The following is a 16,118-nucleotide window of genomic DNA, read 5'->3' on the forward strand; positions in this document are numbered from 1 at the left end:
CCGTTCAAGTGGTGACGCTTCCTTCTACATTCGTCTGCGCCTTCCAAACTCAGTTGGGTTAAGCGAAAACCCATCCAGCGCCATGGAGCATAATACTGCAGTATCCAGTTTTGCTCAGTCAAAAAACTCAAGTTCTTCGAATAGTCAAAACGCCGAAACTTGGCAGGAAGATACAATCCAAAAGTTGTTTTATGAGGGTACTGAGTCGACTATCAAGGCGGGCCCAATTTCGTCAAAGCGGACAGCTTTTCTTCGCCTACCTGCTTTGCCATCTGATGATCTAATCCCGAACCCTATGTTTGCTTGGGAATTTGATCCCGAGAATCACCAATTGGGTGCGATCCTACCCAACGGGGGACCTTTTTTTGGGACGGCAATGCAGCTTCGCGAAACGCTTAGCGACTTTGATTTCGCACAAACAGATTTTCCATTCTTTGTCCTGAGCGCTTCCTTCGCAACCGAAGACGTTTCGTTGATGCTTGCAGCCTTGGAAATTCCAGACGTTGTTGCAGCGCTATCAACTGGAATACTTGCACCACCAAAATTTGCTTACGATATTAAGTTTGGCCGTCTAGTAGATGGCTCTGGTTGGACTGATCTCCGCGTTAATGCTCTAAAAACAATGTGGGGTGCAGGATACTCGGCCACCCATATTGCCAAAGCGTTGACCGGATTGACTAGGAACGCCGTCATCGGCAAGGTCCACCGGCTTGGGCTTTCAAATAGGATGAGATCCGCAGATGCCGCGCCGATTGGGCGTTCCATCAGTGGGGAAGCGTCGATTTCTGTAAAGCTTTCCAGCAGCGGAAAAACCAAAACAGCCGGTAGCAGTGAACCAAGATTTGTTACAGAAACCGGAATAGATGGTAGCAGCGTGTTTGACTCGATTAAATCCACTGAAAAGCGATCTGACAGTCAGAATGAGTAGTTGCTTCCTAAGTGGATGCAGGTTGCGACATAGCGCGCCAAACTTGATGAAACAGAAAAAAAGTCAGCGCCGTCTATAACTCTACCTTTGTCACCCATGACGGCGCGCTTTACTCAAAAAAGCATTACTCTTCTGCTTCCTGCAGTGTTTCTGATCATTGTACCCCTGAATTCGCAGGAAAAAGTTTCGCTGCGGTCTGACGAAATTTTTTTAGGTTTTCTACCGGTATTGAAAAGTTTGCCGACGATGACCGCCCGGTGTCTGGAGCGATGCCAGTTCCCTGAGTGCGAGTTTGTAAGCCTTGACCACGCCGTTTTCGACCAAACCACCGCCTTGGCGATCTCGTGGATCAGGCAGGTACCCGATACGCCACCGCCGATGAACCTGCATGATCTCATGAAAGATCAGGACCTGTCTCCCAACCTAGTAGGGCACATTGACAGGCTTTTGACTTTAAAAAGCAAAACCAAGGAAATGGGTCGTGGACAGCGCATAGCGGTCATTGATGAATTCATACACGATCAAATGGCGTGGGCATCCGTAGTGAAAAAGAACGAAGATCGCCACGACCTCATGACCGAGGGCAATAACTTGCTGCGGTACATCGTGAGAAAAGACGCGGGACTCGGTTCGTGATCTAACGATGGCCGCAACGGGCCAAACTGCTTCGGTCGTCTCAACGGCCACCTGAGCCAAAGTGCGCGGCGGAGTTATGGAATGCTTCCGCCGCACATACTCACCAATAATAGTGGTGGGGCTTGCGCCCATCGGGCCAGACTAGGTCGTCAGGATCAGCGCCTTTCAGGATGCCGGACGCAAGAGCCTTGGATTTGCGTCTCGTTGGACGCGTGTGATAGGTGATGTCGTGATAGCGTGGCCAATTGCCAAGCCACCGGACATCATCCGGGTCTTTTCCGAGACGACGGCTCAGACCTAGGCGTGAGTACCCGTTCCCAAGCACGGTACGGGGACGTTTGCGTTTGTAATGGGCCATGTCATTGGCCTTTCATGCAGTTTCTGAACTACATGGCACCCTCCATCGGTTGGCTCGTTGGTTTTGGGCTGGGCTCGGATAGACGGCCGAAAACGCAGCCGGTCTGAATATCGGACTGGGCGAACAAGATCAATGGGGCGGGAAAAAGCCGCTCAATGTGGTGTTAGGTGATTGGGCCGGTAGGCTGTGGACGGACGGACCACTCAACCAGAGATCGCTTCACATAACACCCGTTCAACGATGTTCGCGGTTTGTTATGACGCTGCAATTCGTGCATTGGTTGCAGAAAACTGCCATTCGAGACGCGGTTCGAAGTCGACCGCAGTGCGGACATAGGTGCCGTTTGCTGCGGCGCAGAGCTCCAAAATCAATTGAATGATTGCTCGGCATACAGAGCTGACGAACAGAGTGATCTTTCGTTGTCGCGCCTAAAAGCGAGGGGCCCCATTGTACATCTGAGCGAAAAGGCGTCTTCTAAGGCAGAATCGATACATAGCTGGCGACAAACTTCTTAATAAGGAATAATGGTCAATAGAAGAAAGTGCTGCAATATTGGACGAGCCAATCCAATGTTTCTTCCTATTTCTATTTTATAAAGCCATTTTTCGATTAACTTATCATGATTTTAACCATGATTAACAACGGGCGCAGCTCTCTCCCTTGCCTGTCGAGAGCAGATAAAACATCTTCCAATAAATTGTTTTAAAACCACTAATTATATTCTTTAACCCAAAATTAACTCACTATTATTTTCGATTAAAAATAACCACACCCAATGACCGAAGAGCCGCCACATTTTGACCGTTTTTGAGCCACACGCTTATTGGTGACGGTTGCAGCTCGCCGCTGACCTTTATTTCTACGGGTCAGAAAGTTGCTGAAATTTGTTACGGTTAAGAGTTTCCGCAATCGCACTTCCTGCGTTTGTCGAGGTGTATTCACTAAGAACAATCTTGTGGCCGGTTCCCTCGGCCAAGAGAGGATAACTCATGCCCATGGATTTCGAGAGATCAATAAGCAATTGCGTTTCCCCTTCAGTTCGCACGCGGAAAGGTGTTCGACATTTTGCCAGTGACGAGAGTGGTGCTCTTACCATTTTCGCCCTCTTTATGTTTTTGTGCATCATCGCCACGGTGGGCATGGGCATTGATTACATGCGCTTTGAGAACAAACGTGCAGACTTGCAGTACACGCTGGACAGGTCTGTTTTGGCCGCGGCGGACCTTGATCAAAAGGGAGAACCAGAATCTGTCGTTCGTTCATACCTAGAAACGGCGGGTCTTCTGGAACATGTGACCAGCATCAATGTGGTCAACGACGTTGGTTATCGTGAGGTGTCGGCGACGGCCTTGTCCGAGTTTCCGACCCAATTCATGCACCTTTCCGGCGTCGATACACTGAGTGCCCCGGCGGCAAGTACTGCCGAGGAAAGCGTCGGTTTGGCCGAAATCTCAATTGCCATGGACGTTTCGACCTCGATTGACCTTCCAGCACTGCAAAATGCTACGAAAAGCATCATTTCACAGATTGGAACGAAAAACGGGAGTTGGAGCAACGAGATTTCTTTCTCACTGATCCCATATTCCAGCCAGGTTAACGCTGGCGCGGATTTGCTGAAATACTACAACCTCGACCGTTTCCATGGTCACTCGCACTGTGTCAACTTTATCGACAACGAATTCAGCAAGCCTGATCTTTCTCTGACCAGAGTGCTGGAACAAACGGCTCATTTCGACCCTTACACCGAGACAAAAGAGCCGATTGAACATCCTGTCTGCCCAATCCGCGCTGGATCGGCGATCCTACCATTCCAAAACAATGAAACCGTGCTTCATGACTACGTCGACGGCCTCACCAAGATCGCCAATCCGGTTGTTGACGAGGACTCGGGCCTGGACAATGGCGCGAATTGGGGTCTTATCCTGCTGGATCCCGGTACACAGCCGGTCATCGAGAGCCTTGCCACCCCCGTAGCCAAAGGTGGTGACGGTATCGTTCCGGAAACATTCGACAACCGTCCTCTGCCTTACAACAGCAACGTCCTAAAGGTTCTGATCCTGGTTTCCGACGGAGACAATACTGACCAGCACATGCTCAACCCGTCGATGCGCACCACGATGTCGGATATATGGTACAATGAGGACGCCGATCGCTTCTCGGTCTATCAGTCGAATGGCACCCCCATGTACTGGTGGCCGCACGACAATAGCTGGCAAGATCACGCATACGGCGATGGAAATTCGCGTTGTACGACAAAGGGCAGCAAAACAGAATGCGTGAATGAAGACGAACCGGGAAAAGCGGTGCAATTGTCCTACGTTCAGCTGCTGAAAAACGTGTCGTTGGAATACATCGAGAACAACATTTTCACCCAGTCGCCAAGTGCCTATGGTCAATGGGAGGCCAGTGCGTTCAGCAAGAAAGAGTCAACCGCCAAGGATCAGCGCACCAAACACGTGTGCAAGGCCGCCAAGGATGAAGGCGTGATTGTCTTTAGTGTCAGCGTCAACGCCCCGGCGAACGGCAAAAAGGTACTGGAAAATTGCGCAAGCTCCGCCAGTCATTATTACGATGCGTCGGCTCCTGACCTCACAGATGCCTTTACCTCGATCGCATCCTCTGTCCGTATGTTGAGGTTGACACAATGATGCGTAGGTCGATTTCCGCTCTTGCTAGGTTCCGTCGCCATGAATATGGAAACGTGACCGTCGAGTTTGCTCTCGTCTTCCCGGCTATCTTGTTTTTGGTGCTTTCGGGGGTAGAGCTTGGCTTTGTAACCTTGAAACACGCACAACTAGAGCGCGCCGTCGATCTAACAGTGCGCGACATCCGGCTGAACACCGGCGTCAGTCCACAACACGACGAAATCAAGGCTCTCATCTGTAGTCGTGCCGGTTTTATCAGCAATTGCGAAACCAACGTGCGCCTGGAAATGATCCGGCAGGATCCGTTTGCCGCTATCACAGTACCAACTGTCCCCGACTGTACTGACCTCTCAGAAGTGGCTCGCCCTGTACGAACTTTTCAAAACGGCCTCGAGAACGAGTTGATGGTTCTTCGGGCCTGCGCCAAGATCAACCCCATTTTTCCAACATCCGCAATGAGCAAGGCATTGGTCAACGAAGAAGGCCAGTACGCCTTGACCGCTACAACCGTCTTCGTGCAGGAGCCTAGTTAGTATCATGATCAAGCGACTTCTAATGCGACGCCCGAATCAATTCCGAGCACGGGAAGACGGCTCGATTGCCCTAGAGGCAGTCATCATAACTCCAATGCTCTTTTGGACGCTCATGGCGGGGTACACATTTTTCGAAGCCTACAGGCAGAGTGCCTCAAACATCAAAGCAGCGCATACGATTGGTGACCTGATTTCTCGCGAAACCCGAGAAATCAACAATACTTACATCGACTCGATGGAAGAAATGTTCAGCTTGATGGTGGCCAATCAAACCGATCTGAAAATCCGAATTTCGTTAGTTCTTTATGATGAGGCCTCCAACAGCCACTCGGTAAACTGGTCTGCAATTCGCGGTGGCTTCACCGAAAAGCTGACGGACGCCAATATTGGTCAATACAAAGATGCCCTGCCCCCGATATCGGATCAGAACACACTCATCCTTGTCGAGACGTCCAACACGTTTGTCCCCTTTTTTAGTGTAGGCTTGGGCAACATCGAACTTGAAAACTTCATTTTCACCCGGCCGCGCTTTGCAAACAATATCAAAGGGAACGTTTAAGGCAGTTTGTCGTTGATGCAAGGCGTCGCACTGTCAAAGGAAAAGGGCTTGAAAGGTGAAATCGTTTGTCATGGAGGACAAGCCCGATCTGCTGGACTGAGTGTTAGCCTGCTAGCCACATGCTTTGTTTCTGTCTTTCGCTAATCCTACAGTTTTGTTCTTGAGGCGCGCAGGGGGGCTCTTAGGTTAGCCCCTTGAACAAGCGATCGCCATTCAAGTCCTTTTGACAAGAACCTAAGAAGGATGCGACGCGTCGATTTTCGCGCTGCGAGCGCGCAGTAAATAAAGTCAATTTAACAGGATCGATACATAGCTTGCTACGGTCGCTCTACTTAGAGAGTAGACCAATAGAAGAAAATACAACAATATTGGGACAACCAATAAAGCCTTTCTTTTCACATGCTTTAGGGAGCTATTCCTATTCAGATCAATTGATTCGATCTCGGCATTGTTTAATGGTGGGAATAGCTCCCTTTTTCTTTGCTTTACCATAGTCAACTCGTAAAAAACTAATTATTCATCTCAGACCCCACATTAACCGAGAGTTAACGTGCCAATTATTTCAGCTTTTGAGGGATTTAGAGGCTGTCGCTGGAAACAAAAAAACTTATAACACTGCAATTGTTAACGATTTTTTTCTTAAGTGATTCCTTTGGAGACAAAGGTTAAGTCGTTAATAATAAATTAAAAATATCCACTACTTAACGCCGGATGGTTGCCGTATTTTGGGCAGATTTGAGCAACACTTTCTTTGGGGGCGTCTCTATGTCGTCACTAGTTCCTATTTCTTTAAACGAAAAGGATTTCTGTCGTGTTAAACTTCCTTAAAGTGAGCGTCTCTGCACTCGTACTGTCTGCATTTGTAGTCGCGCCAATCGTAACCGTTTTCGCCGCCGATCACGCATACGCAAATAATGGTAACGGCAAAGGTGGAGGTAAGGGAGGTGGAAAAGGGGGTAATGGAGATGGCAATGGTGGCGGGAAGGGCGGCAAAAGCGGTGGTAAAAGCGCTGATGGCGGCGCCAAAAAGGGTTGGGGTTCCGAAAAATCATTGAACAGGACAAGCACCAAATCTGCCAGCAAGGGTCTTAAGGCAAAGAATGGCAGACGTTTGGGGCGAGCTGTGAAGGAAGATTTTCAGGCATTAAGCCGCAACCTGAAGCAAAACGGAGTCAAAGGTCTATTCAAAGGAAATATGACGCGGACCACATCAACGCGAACAAATATAGCGAGTGTGAACAAATCCCTGAAGCCATCAAGCAGAAAAACAAAAATTCTTGATGATGATACGGTTGCCCCTCGCAACCTTGGCAAACTGAATGGCGCTATTAACTCCAGTGTAAATGCAAAACTTGCGCATATCGCGAACGGACAGTATGCGAAAGGTACAGGGCCGGTGAGCCTGGCCGCTGGCCTTGCCGTAGCCGATACAAATTTCAATCATGTCATGGGTGAAGATTACGACTTGAGCCCTGAAGAAGTGAAGGAAATTGCTGCGGCGTATGATTATTTGGACACGGCTCCAATGACGCTGGAGGAAGCTGAACAGGTTCTTGCCGATGAGGCGTCCACTCCCGGTACGATTGCGCCTGAAGATTTGGAAACCGCACAAGCGGTGAAAGATGCGCACGACGTAACAACAGATGAGGACGGAAATACGATAGGGCAACCGACGGGCGATCAGTTGGCGGCTGCGGAGGCGGTGCATGACGCGGAGGCCAGTTTGTTGGGACATTACAAAGGCGACTTTTCTGAGGACAAAATCGTCGCGGAGGAACAGCAAGACCGCGTCCTCGGCGCGGTCCGTGCCTCCAATCCCGATGAAGAATCGGTAAAATCCACACTTGGCATTTCGGATGACGGAAGCGTTTATGCCGACGGCCAGGAGGACGATGATGTTGATGGAGAACCGGAGGAAGTAGATCAAACCCCGGGTGGAGAGGCGGAAGACGAATTTGCAAGTAACGGATAAACGTAAAGTTAGAGGCCCAAGAGCAAGGATTTAGGCGCTTTTTTCGACATTACGGCATGCTGTTGGATTGCACCAGATTTACGAAATGGGTAGCACTATCGCCGCTTTGGTGACGATCTAAAACACAACTTCCGCGAAAAAACCATGTCCGCTTTGGGCTCTTCGCTGACTTTCTCTGCAATTGGGATCGATGTCTGCAACCAGGCAGATTTAAGTAATGATGCGTTGGCTCCGCAGCGGCGCTAAACACTCAACCAGAGATCGCTTCACATTATGCCGCTTCAATGATGTTCGCGGTTCGTTATGGTGAGGCATTTCAGCCAAAAAAGTTGTCTGCGCGTGCCTCTGAACCAGAATATACGCGCAGACTTTCGAGAAACCTGCCGGGCGTCTGGCCCGGCATGATGGGCTCCAACGGGTTCGCCGTCCTCCCCATCGCCGCGCTTGATCCGCCCCACCGTGCGGCGTCTCCTGCGGTCCCCGCGCTTGATGGATCCGGGTCCCCAGATACAATGCAAATCAGCCGTGAGGGTTCAGGAAGTGAATGCCTCGTTTTCTGTGATCTTTTCAAACGCGGGTAAGAACGCGTCATGATGCAGCGACAGGTAGCGTGTGATCTGCTCGCTGCGCATCAGTTTCGCGATGTACCCGCGTGTCAGGACCAGATCGAGATGATCCGCGCCGTAGCTGTCTTCGACAAGGCGAACCTCGCGTTCCAGGTTGGCAGACTCGCGCTCCATCAGCTCCAGCTGTTCGCGCGAAATACCTTTGATCTTTTTTGGCGTTGCCGCCGACACCAACTGGTTTTCGGGCGTCGCGGCCAGAAGCGAACGGGCATAGTTGATCGTGAACTTGTTCATGGCGACCATGAGTTGCGCCGCTTCAATCTGGCGGATTGGCTTCATCTTTTTCAGAATCTGAAACCCGGTCAAAGCCACTTGTTTGTCTTTCAGTAGTTCCGCCGCCTCTTCGCAGATACCATCCAGAAGCTGGCGTTTCTGCTTCAGGGTCTTGATGTTGACATTAAGCGCGCTCGCCAAACGGGCCTCTGGTACGCCAAGTGAGAGGGCTCTCAGGATCATCTTGTGCTCTTGAATGGTCGCGAGACGAGAGATGCTTTTGTTGTAGGTGAAGGCTTCGTCGTCCGTGGACACAAGACATCGCGCATGTGTCTGACCCTGGTCTTTCAAAACCTCAAGGCGCAGATGCCCATCAAGCAAAGTATATTGACCAGCGTTGTATGGGTCGCGGGCCACAACAATAGGTTCAACAAGACCGACGTCCTGAATAGATGTGATGATCTGTTTGAACTTGATGCTGGCCTTCTTTTGCGGCGTGACAACATAGAGCGGTGCGATGTTCTCGAATGAGAGTGTTACCAGCTCCTGTTCAAAAGCTGCTGCAATCTTCTGTTCTTCCTTGGTCACCGTCATGCGGATATCTCCTCGGATTTTGCCAGGCGATCTGCAATCTGCTTTGGCAGGCTGATCAAGCCTTCGGCGCGAAGCAAAGTGACGAAGTTTTCGTCAGCCATCAGCGTCTTGAGCGCTTCTGTCAGAAAGAGCAGTTCGCTGCGCGTTGCACTTGCTTTTCTCAGCAACACCTTCTTTTTCTCGACATCGTTTTCATAAGTTTTGAGCAGACTTTCGACCGACAGGCTTTTACGCGGTCGTTCGCCAGTGGGCGCGCGGCCCTTGCCATGCTTCTGGCGCGCCTCAACCAGACGCTTGGCCGCCAGGAGTCTGCCGCCGCGCAGAAGCTTTTTCTCATAAGCTTGCCTCAGAACACGTTGCACGCCGACGTCATCCGCGTCCGCAATGTCAACGGCAACACTGACCGGAATCTTACCGCTTTCCACTGCACGCAGAAGGCGGTGTTCGTGACTTTCCAGAAGTTTAATGACGCCGTGGACATACTTCTTGGACAGCTGAGTCTTGGCGGCGATTTCAGTTTCAGAGTAACCTCTTTCTTTGAGGCGCCCAATGTCTCTGAGCAAGTCCAGCGAATGGTGGTGCCTGCGCGCCAGGTTTTCCACCAGGCTCATAACAAGGCAATCTTCGCTGCTGGCATCTATGACGATCGCCGGTATTTCAGATTGGCCAAGAACCTTGAAGGCCTCAAGACGGCCCTGGCCGCAGACCAATTCGTATGCTGGCTCACTTCCGTCCTCAGTCTCACGCGCAGCAACCGTTATGGGTCTTTTCAACCCAAGCTCCGCGATGTTCGCGGTAATCTCGTCGAACACCTTTTTGTTCCTGAGCCTTGGGTTGACGACGGTAATTGCATCGACAGGAACAAGAACAGTGTGTCCGACCGGCGCATGGTCCATCACGCTGCCTCCAGTATTGGCGTACGTGCGGCCATGTCGAAGAAATGCGCCAGGTTGTCGAAGCGGAATGCATCAAGGGACAAACCGTTGTTCTCCGCCAAGCGCAGCTTTGATTTGGTCATGTCAAAGGTAGGCAGCAAGTAGTAGTCGAGCGGCGTTCTGTTTGCCTGCCCCATCCTTACGACGATGGACATGTCGGGGAGCTGACCGGTGTTCAGTCGAATGTTCCAGCGATACGCGCCTGCGCCTGTTTGCATGCAGCGTGCGATGACAATGGAAACGGTGAACTCGTCGTTGATGATGAGAATATCTGCATTGTGGCTTTGAACGACGTCTCCGCCAACGGCTTCGACCCCGGCGATGATGTCCCGGACGATGTCGGAATGCAGGCTGCGCAATCGTCTGTTGATCTCAATGTAACGGTAATCTCTGTCAGGCTTGAAGCCAACGAGGCTGTAAGCACGCAACAGGCTACCAAATCTATTCTGGTAGGCACCGCTTGATGGAAGCTTTGGCGCTTCATTGATGACAAAGCCCGAGAGGTAGCCGTTTTCCTCCAAAACCTCCTTTAGCCGATCCAGCATTTCATCGTCGGACAGCACATGCGAGCGGGCTGCAATGATTGCTCCGGCAGCGTCGAACAGGTTGGCGTCAACGATTGCTTCAAAGGCACCAACAGCGCGAACCCAATTTTCCGGATCGTTCCGAACATGGCGTTTCTTGAGTTTGAAGGAATTGCGGTTCCAGAGATTGTTCCCGATGTATTTTTCGTTGGTCAGAATTTGACGCACAACCGCCGGTGACCAGTCCCGATCAAGATCGGTTCGAATTCCGCGCTGGTTCAGGCCTGACGCAATCTCAGCTTCAGACCAACCGTCGTTCACAAACCTCAAGAAGATCTGGTTCACTATAGCGATTTCATCGGCAGGACCCGGAACAAGTGTTACTCGGTCGGTCTGAATACTCTTGTGTTCACCTCGCGAAAGAATGCCCTTGGTACGTCCTGCTTCATCAATCAGCATCCGCCGCAACCCGAACCCAGCTGCGCCGCCTTGTCGATAGCCCAACTCGATCAGCCGCTGCTGCCCCGCAAAGACCTTTTGCGAAAGCTCGCGACTGTATTCGCCTGCCATTGCCCGCTTTAAACCTTTAACGACGGTGGACATTGGGCTGCCATCATTCTCGAACTGTTCCGCGCAATACTCGACCGAAATGCCCGCCCGTTTGCAGATATACTCGTAGTAGGCGCTTTCATCCGCGTCCTGGAAGCGCCCCCAACGGCTGACATCGTAAACGAGAACAGTTCCGAATTCGGTCTGGCCAGTTTCGATGTCGTCGATCAATTGCGATAGGCCTGCACGGCCTTGAATTCTCAATCCGCTTTTGCCTGCATCAGAATAGGTTCGGATAATTTTGTAGCCGCGTTCATCGGCATAGCGCTGGATGGCGTCGGCCTGGTTTTCGGTCGAGTAGCGCTGATGCTCTGTCGACATGCGAACGTACTGTGCAGCGTTCCGGCGGTTTTCCCTGTCTGTCTTGTTCTTCGGCCAACTCAATGCTGCGGCTCCCACCACTCAAATTTGCAAACCTGTACGGGAACTCTGCGATTCCTTTCTCAATCCTAATGGGAGAGGTCCGGAAACATGTTTCATAAAAAGGGCAACACGTTTCATCGAAAGTGCGACGAGCGCGTTTCGGCGTCAGAATACAGGGAGGCGATCAGCGACGCTCTTTCTCAAGAACTGGGTGGGGCAGGGCGAGCTACAAAATCAACGATGCGGTGGACTGGAGCAAGTGAACGAACGGCTAAGAACTGGATATCTGGCTCATACGGACCAACAGGCGAAAACTTGATCGCATTGATGAAGCATTCAGACACAGTTTTCGCGGTTGTACTCGAATTGGCGGGACGGAGTGAAGCGATATCGATAGCACGGCTAAAGCTTGTCAGAGAAGAACTGGCCGGAATTTTGAGTGATTTAGATACGATTTGCACCGATGAGGGCGATCAAAAACCAGAATAGACTCTTTTGGTTGTTCCAACGTGAAGGAAAGCCTTTGAGTTGCAAATGGCAAAACCCGTGCGCCCATGAAAAACCGAATGACTCGAAATCAATGGCTTAGCTGTCGTTGAATGGCAAAACTATGTGTCGCCCGACATTCCTGTTGAACGTCACACGAACCTGACCCAACCGTCACAGTTGGACCAGAAATGCAGTGAACGTTCGACATCAGAAGGCGCCCCCAACGTTGGACATCAGTTGAATTTGACCTTTGCGTCATCAACTAACACGCCGCCCCCATTTCATACTCCCGCAGACAGTTTGGTTTGATCTGACTTCCCTTTCGGAAAATCAGAGCTGATTTGTAGGTCAGACAGCGAAGCTGCCTGTTCCTGCTAATCTGCCACGTGGCGAACGCGGGAGGGGGCGAGGCAACGCTATTCGACAGGGGTGGTGCGGCCCGCAGGCGCAGCCGAGGACACGGCCCTGTCTAATAGGGTTGCCCGAGGGGGAGGGCCGCGCCCTCACCCTGACGGCCAGGGGCGTTTGGCTTGTCCAAATCCCGCTGACCCACGAAAGGAGTGCGGCGTGAAGGATGATAGCCACCATTGACGATCATTAGGTTCCCTTAGTAGCGAAAAGTGACATTCGGCCCATTCCCGCCGTTCACGTGCTGATCAGGATGCTGCGGTGCGGCCCGTCGAACCAGCCATTCGCTGCGACTGCAAAATCTCAGCACTGTCAAACTCACAGTCTGCGGACTTACCAGACGGTCAACTATCGCGTTGCTTCGAGGATACTTGAAACCACGTCACTTTCAAAAGACGGTGGTCTCGGTTAGCTTAAACTACAAATTTGTTTCGATTGCTGGGTTGACCGGCCACGCAAGAGCACAATGTTTTTTGAACGTCGGCAACTGGCGGAAAAAGACGCACGTGGGATTCGAATCTATGAGGCCAATCAGTCAAAAATTTCTTCATTGGATAAGCGCACTGATTGTGGCTTTGCCCTGCGGCGCAGTCGGTCAGTCTGACACAGAAACGATTCCTCGGATCGGTTTGCTAACCTGGTCGGCGTGTGAAGAGGCGTGGCTGTCGAATAGCTCCGGTCCCTTCTTGCGAGGGCTGGGCGAGCTCGGATACGAGCCAGGCGAATCTGTCTTGATTGAGTGCCGGAGTGCAGGCAAAAGTTACGAAGGACTAACATCGGCAGCGGCCGATCTCGCGCAACTTCCATTGGATGTCATTGTCGGGGACTCGGAGCCGGTGGCCCGCGCCGTGCGCACCGAAACGTCCACTATCCCGATGGTGATGATCATCAGTGGCGATCCGGTAGACGGAGGTCTGGCACAGAGTCTTGCGAATCCGGGAGGTAACGTCACGGGCGTCACCTACTATGCCACAGAACTCACCGCCAAGCGGCTGGAACTACTGGTAGAGTTGCTTCCAGAACTGACAAATGTCGGCGTCCTCGCCAATCCGAACGTGGCTTACATGCCTTTTGAAGAGGATGCGAAACGCGCCGCTTCACGGCTAGGTATCACTGCGACGATATACCAAGTTCGTGAACCTGACGATATAGTGGAGGCGTTCTCGCAGATGAAGGCCGACGGCGCCCAGGCAGTCTTCGTGCTGCCCGACTTGATGCTTGCTAATCAAGCTACAAAGATTGCCGAACTCTCTCTGGATCATGGTCTGCCATCGATGGGGTGGGGTGGTTGGTTCACGCCAGTTGGCTTTTTGATGGCCTATTCTTCGGATTATTACACGATGATCCATCGGCTCGCCTTCTACGTGGACCAAATCTTGCGCGGTGCAAATCCGGGCGACTTGCCAATTGAGCAACCAACTACTTTCAGCCTGTCGATCAACCTGAAGACGGCAGAGACCCTTGGTGTAGACGTGCCGCAAGGGTTGTTACTTCTGGCGGACGAGGTGATTGAATGAAGCTCAACTGCAGGGCATTTGCTTCGATTGGTGCAGCGTAGCCGTGGAAGGTAAGCGCGGCAAACCACGTCGGTCTCTGTTCCGGAAATACTTCTTTGTTTTGTTTGTTGCTGTCAGTGTTCCGCTTCTAACAACTGGAGTGAGCGACGCATGGTTCGGCTATCGCGACCAACGCGTCTTGCTTAACTCACTTTTGCGGACGGAGGCGAATTCAGCGGCCGCCCGGATTGATGCATTTCTCGAAACTATCGAAAACCAACTCAGTTGGACCGTTCGGCTAAACTGGTCAGCAGAAACTCTCGATCAACACAGATTCGATGCTTTGGGAGTTCTGCGCCAGGTTCCAGCTGTCGTGAGCATCACGCTCATAGATGGTAACGGTATTGAACAACTCTTCGTCTCCCGGATCGAACTGAACAGAATCGCGAGTGGGATTGATCGGTCCAGTGATCCAGCGGTATCTGGAGCGCGGTCCGCACAGTTATGGTACGGTCCGGTCATCTATCACCAAGAGTCAGAGCCGCACATGACAATCGGTCTGGCCGGCAATCGCAAGTCTGCCGGCGTCGTGATCGCCGAGATCAATCTAAAACTCATCTGGGATGTAATATCGGCCATTCAAGTTGGAAATAGCGGCCAAGCCTTTATTTTGGATGAAACCTATAAGCTTGTCGCACACCCTGACATCAGTCGTGTTCTGCGCGGCACTGATGATGTGACCTTGCTCGCCATGCGCGATTTGCAACGGAAAATTGATGAGGCGGAAGGAAATGCCGTCGTCGCAAAAGACACGTTCGATGGAACTGTCTTAATTACTATGTCGGCCGTCTCGGGAGCAGGATGGGTGGTCTTCGTCGAGCAACCACTGTCTGAAGCATTTGCACCGATCTATTCTGCCTTGTTGCGTACAGCAGGGCTGCTGCTTGCAGCCGCCGCGTTCTCCGCTTTGATTGCCTATTGGCTCGCTCGGCGCATGGCCGGTCCCATTGGCAAACTAGAAAAAGGCGCTGACCACATCGGCGCCGGCGATTTTGGCTATCGCATTGAAATCGCCACGGGCGATGAACTGGAACTGCTCGCGAACCGGTTCAATCTTATGGCCAGTGAACTCGCTGTATCTCAAGAACGATCAGAACGGATCGCTAGGCTGAAGCGCTTCCTCGCGCCGCAAGTCGCCGAGTTAGTTGAAAAGTCAGGAGATGAAAGCGTGCTTGCAGGACAGCGAGCGGAAGTTGTCGTCGTCTTTTGCGACCTTCGCGGCTTTACCGCTTTCTCAGCCGGATCAGAACCTGACGAGATAATGCGGGTGTTATCTGATTACCATGAGACACTCGGCTCCATAATCACACGCTATGAGGCCACGTTGACGAATTTTTCGGGAGACGGGCTGATGATACTTTTAAATGCGCCGGTACGATGTGCAGAGCCAGCAATACGTGCGGTGGACATGGCAATCGACATGCAGACGGAAGTTCAAAGGCTCGTCTCCCAGTGGCGTTCCTGCGGTTATGAACTCGGGTTCGGAGTTGGACTTGCGACCGGCCAGGCAACGGTCGGTCGAATTGGGTATGAGGGACGCGTCGAATACACTGCCATCGGCAACGTCGTGAATTTGGCTTCGAGACTGTGTTCATCTGCTGAAAATGATCAAATCCTCCTCGATCCAGTTTTGGCGGAGGCTGCGCGTGAAAAGTTTTCGTTGGTCTCACTCGGTAGCCGCAGATTTAAAGGCTACGAGAAACAACTCGTCGTATTCAGCGTTTCTCACAGTTAGTTTAGCATCCCATCGGACTAGGAACTGGATTGCCAGACGCTGCAATTCGATACTTGCCGCTTGTAGCTCTAGCGGAAGCAATTGGAACCAATTCAATCTGTCCAAATGATTTGTTGGTGGCGGGTTTACACGCCTAAAACTGGACCTTCACCGGAAGTTGAACAACGGCAGGTTTGGGTGTAACTCATTGCCAGAACGGGCTTGGGCCGGACGGTACCAACTATATCGCTGCGCTGGAAGAGTGGCTGGACACTGGCGTAGCACCAGAGCTTTTGGATGCAGCTTATGTCCATCCAGTCACCCGCGAGCCAACCGGTCAAGGCGGGCAGATTATCTGCGCGCACCCGACCGTTGTGACGTATGACGGCTCTGGCGATCCGAGTTCCCCAGACAGTTTCAGTTGCGAGATACCGGAGTGAGATAATTGAGCTGAAC

Annotated in this window: 13 protein-coding genes and 1 pseudogene; 10 read left to right on the forward strand and 4 right to left on the reverse strand. The window is 51.7% G+C overall.

The window, feature by feature from the left end; translation table 11 throughout:
- Positions 1–622: 622 nt before the first annotated feature.
- Both ACR0JB_RS20875 and ACR0JB_RS20880 read left to right on the forward strand, forming a co-directional pair.
- Positions 623–748, forward strand: a pseudogene (locus tag ACR0JB_RS20875) (GcrA family cell cycle regulator); the annotation flags it as partial.
- 276 nt (positions 749–1,024) lie between these two features.
- The gene (locus ACR0JB_RS20880; RefSeq protein WP_480790258.1) at positions 1,025–1,564 is read left to right on the forward strand and encodes a DNA polymerase beta superfamily protein; all 540 of its coding nucleotides are present in this window, start codon (positions 1,025–1,027) and stop codon (positions 1,562–1,564) included.
- A gap of 100 nt (positions 1,565–1,664) precedes the next feature.
- Here the strand turns inward: ACR0JB_RS20880 and ACR0JB_RS20885 are convergent, their stop codons facing one another.
- On the reverse strand, positions 1,665–1,922 hold the full coding sequence (locus ACR0JB_RS20885; RefSeq protein ID WP_170507023.1) for a hypothetical protein: 258 nt from the start codon (positions 1,920–1,922) through the stop codon (positions 1,665–1,667).
- 989 nt (positions 1,923–2,911) lie between these two features.
- Between ACR0JB_RS20885 and ACR0JB_RS20890 the strand changes: the two genes are divergently transcribed.
- From ACR0JB_RS20890 to ACR0JB_RS20905, 4 genes are all read left to right on the forward strand, one after another.
- The gene (locus ACR0JB_RS20890) at positions 2,912–4,570 is read left to right on the forward strand and encodes a TadE/TadG family type IV pilus assembly protein (RefSeq protein ID WP_170507026.1); all 1,659 of its coding nucleotides are present in this window, start codon (positions 2,912–2,914) and stop codon (positions 4,568–4,570) included.
- A 53-nt stretch (positions 4,571–4,623) separates the two neighbouring features.
- Complete coding sequence (locus tag ACR0JB_RS20895) at positions 4,624–5,100, forward strand: TadE/TadG family type IV pilus assembly protein (protein WP_319003461.1); 477 nt, start codon at positions 4,624–4,626, stop codon at positions 5,098–5,100.
- 4 nt (positions 5,101–5,104) lie between these two features.
- Positions 5,105–5,659: a TadE/TadG family type IV pilus assembly protein gene (locus tag ACR0JB_RS20900; RefSeq protein WP_170397597.1), complete on the forward strand. Its 555-nt coding sequence runs from the start codon at positions 5,105–5,107 to the stop codon at positions 5,657–5,659.
- 811 nt (positions 5,660–6,470) lie between these two features.
- A complete protein-coding gene (locus tag ACR0JB_RS20905) occupies positions 6,471–7,631 on the forward strand; it encodes a hypothetical protein (RefSeq protein WP_480790259.1) in 1,161 nt (386 codons plus the stop codon).
- Positions 7,632–8,164: 533 nt separating this feature from the next.
- Here the strand turns inward: ACR0JB_RS20905 and ACR0JB_RS20910 are convergent.
- From ACR0JB_RS20910 to ACR0JB_RS20920, 3 genes are read right to left on the reverse strand one after another with little or no spacing between them, the layout of a single operon-like run.
- The gene (locus tag ACR0JB_RS20910; protein ID WP_480790260.1) at positions 8,165–9,064 is read right to left on the reverse strand and encodes a plasmid partitioning protein RepB C-terminal domain-containing protein; all 900 of its coding nucleotides are present in this window, start codon (positions 9,062–9,064) and stop codon (positions 8,165–8,167) included.
- Positions 9,061–9,960: a plasmid partitioning protein RepB C-terminal domain-containing protein gene (locus ACR0JB_RS20915; RefSeq protein WP_170397591.1), complete on the reverse strand. Its 900-nt coding sequence runs from the start codon at positions 9,958–9,960 to the stop codon at positions 9,061–9,063. The genes ACR0JB_RS20910 and ACR0JB_RS20915 overlap by 4 nt, the downstream gene beginning before the upstream one ends.
- A complete protein-coding gene (locus tag ACR0JB_RS20920) occupies positions 9,960–11,531 on the reverse strand; it encodes a recombinase family protein (protein WP_437436474.1) in 1,572 nt (523 codons plus the stop codon). Before ACR0JB_RS20920 ends, ACR0JB_RS20915 begins: the two co-directional genes overlap by 1 nt.
- A gap of 72 nt (positions 11,532–11,603) precedes the next feature.
- Between ACR0JB_RS20920 and ACR0JB_RS20925 the strand changes: the two genes are divergently transcribed.
- The 4 genes from ACR0JB_RS20925 (at position 11,604) to ACR0JB_RS20940 (ending at position 16,102) form a co-directional block, all read left to right on the forward strand.
- Entirely contained in the window at positions 11,604–11,984 is a 381-nt protein-coding gene (locus ACR0JB_RS20925; RefSeq protein ID WP_174821477.1) for a hypothetical protein, read from the forward strand.
- 779 nt (positions 11,985–12,763) lie between these two features.
- Positions 12,764–13,909, forward strand: a complete 1,146-nt coding sequence (locus ACR0JB_RS20930; RefSeq protein ID WP_217354387.1) for an ABC transporter substrate-binding protein — start codon at positions 12,764–12,766, stop codon at positions 13,907–13,909.
- Entirely contained in the window at positions 13,902–15,683 is a 1,782-nt protein-coding gene (locus ACR0JB_RS20935; protein WP_217354386.1) for an adenylate/guanylate cyclase domain-containing protein, read from the forward strand. The genes ACR0JB_RS20930 and ACR0JB_RS20935 overlap by 8 nt, the downstream gene beginning before the upstream one ends.
- 173 nt (positions 15,684–15,856) lie before the next feature.
- A complete protein-coding gene (locus tag ACR0JB_RS20940) occupies positions 15,857–16,102 on the forward strand; it encodes a tannase/feruloyl esterase family alpha/beta hydrolase (RefSeq protein WP_480790261.1) in 246 nt (81 codons plus the stop codon).
- Positions 16,103–16,118: the final 16 nt, after the last annotated feature.

Source organism: Ruegeria sp. BI7 (genome assembly GCF_056537925.1).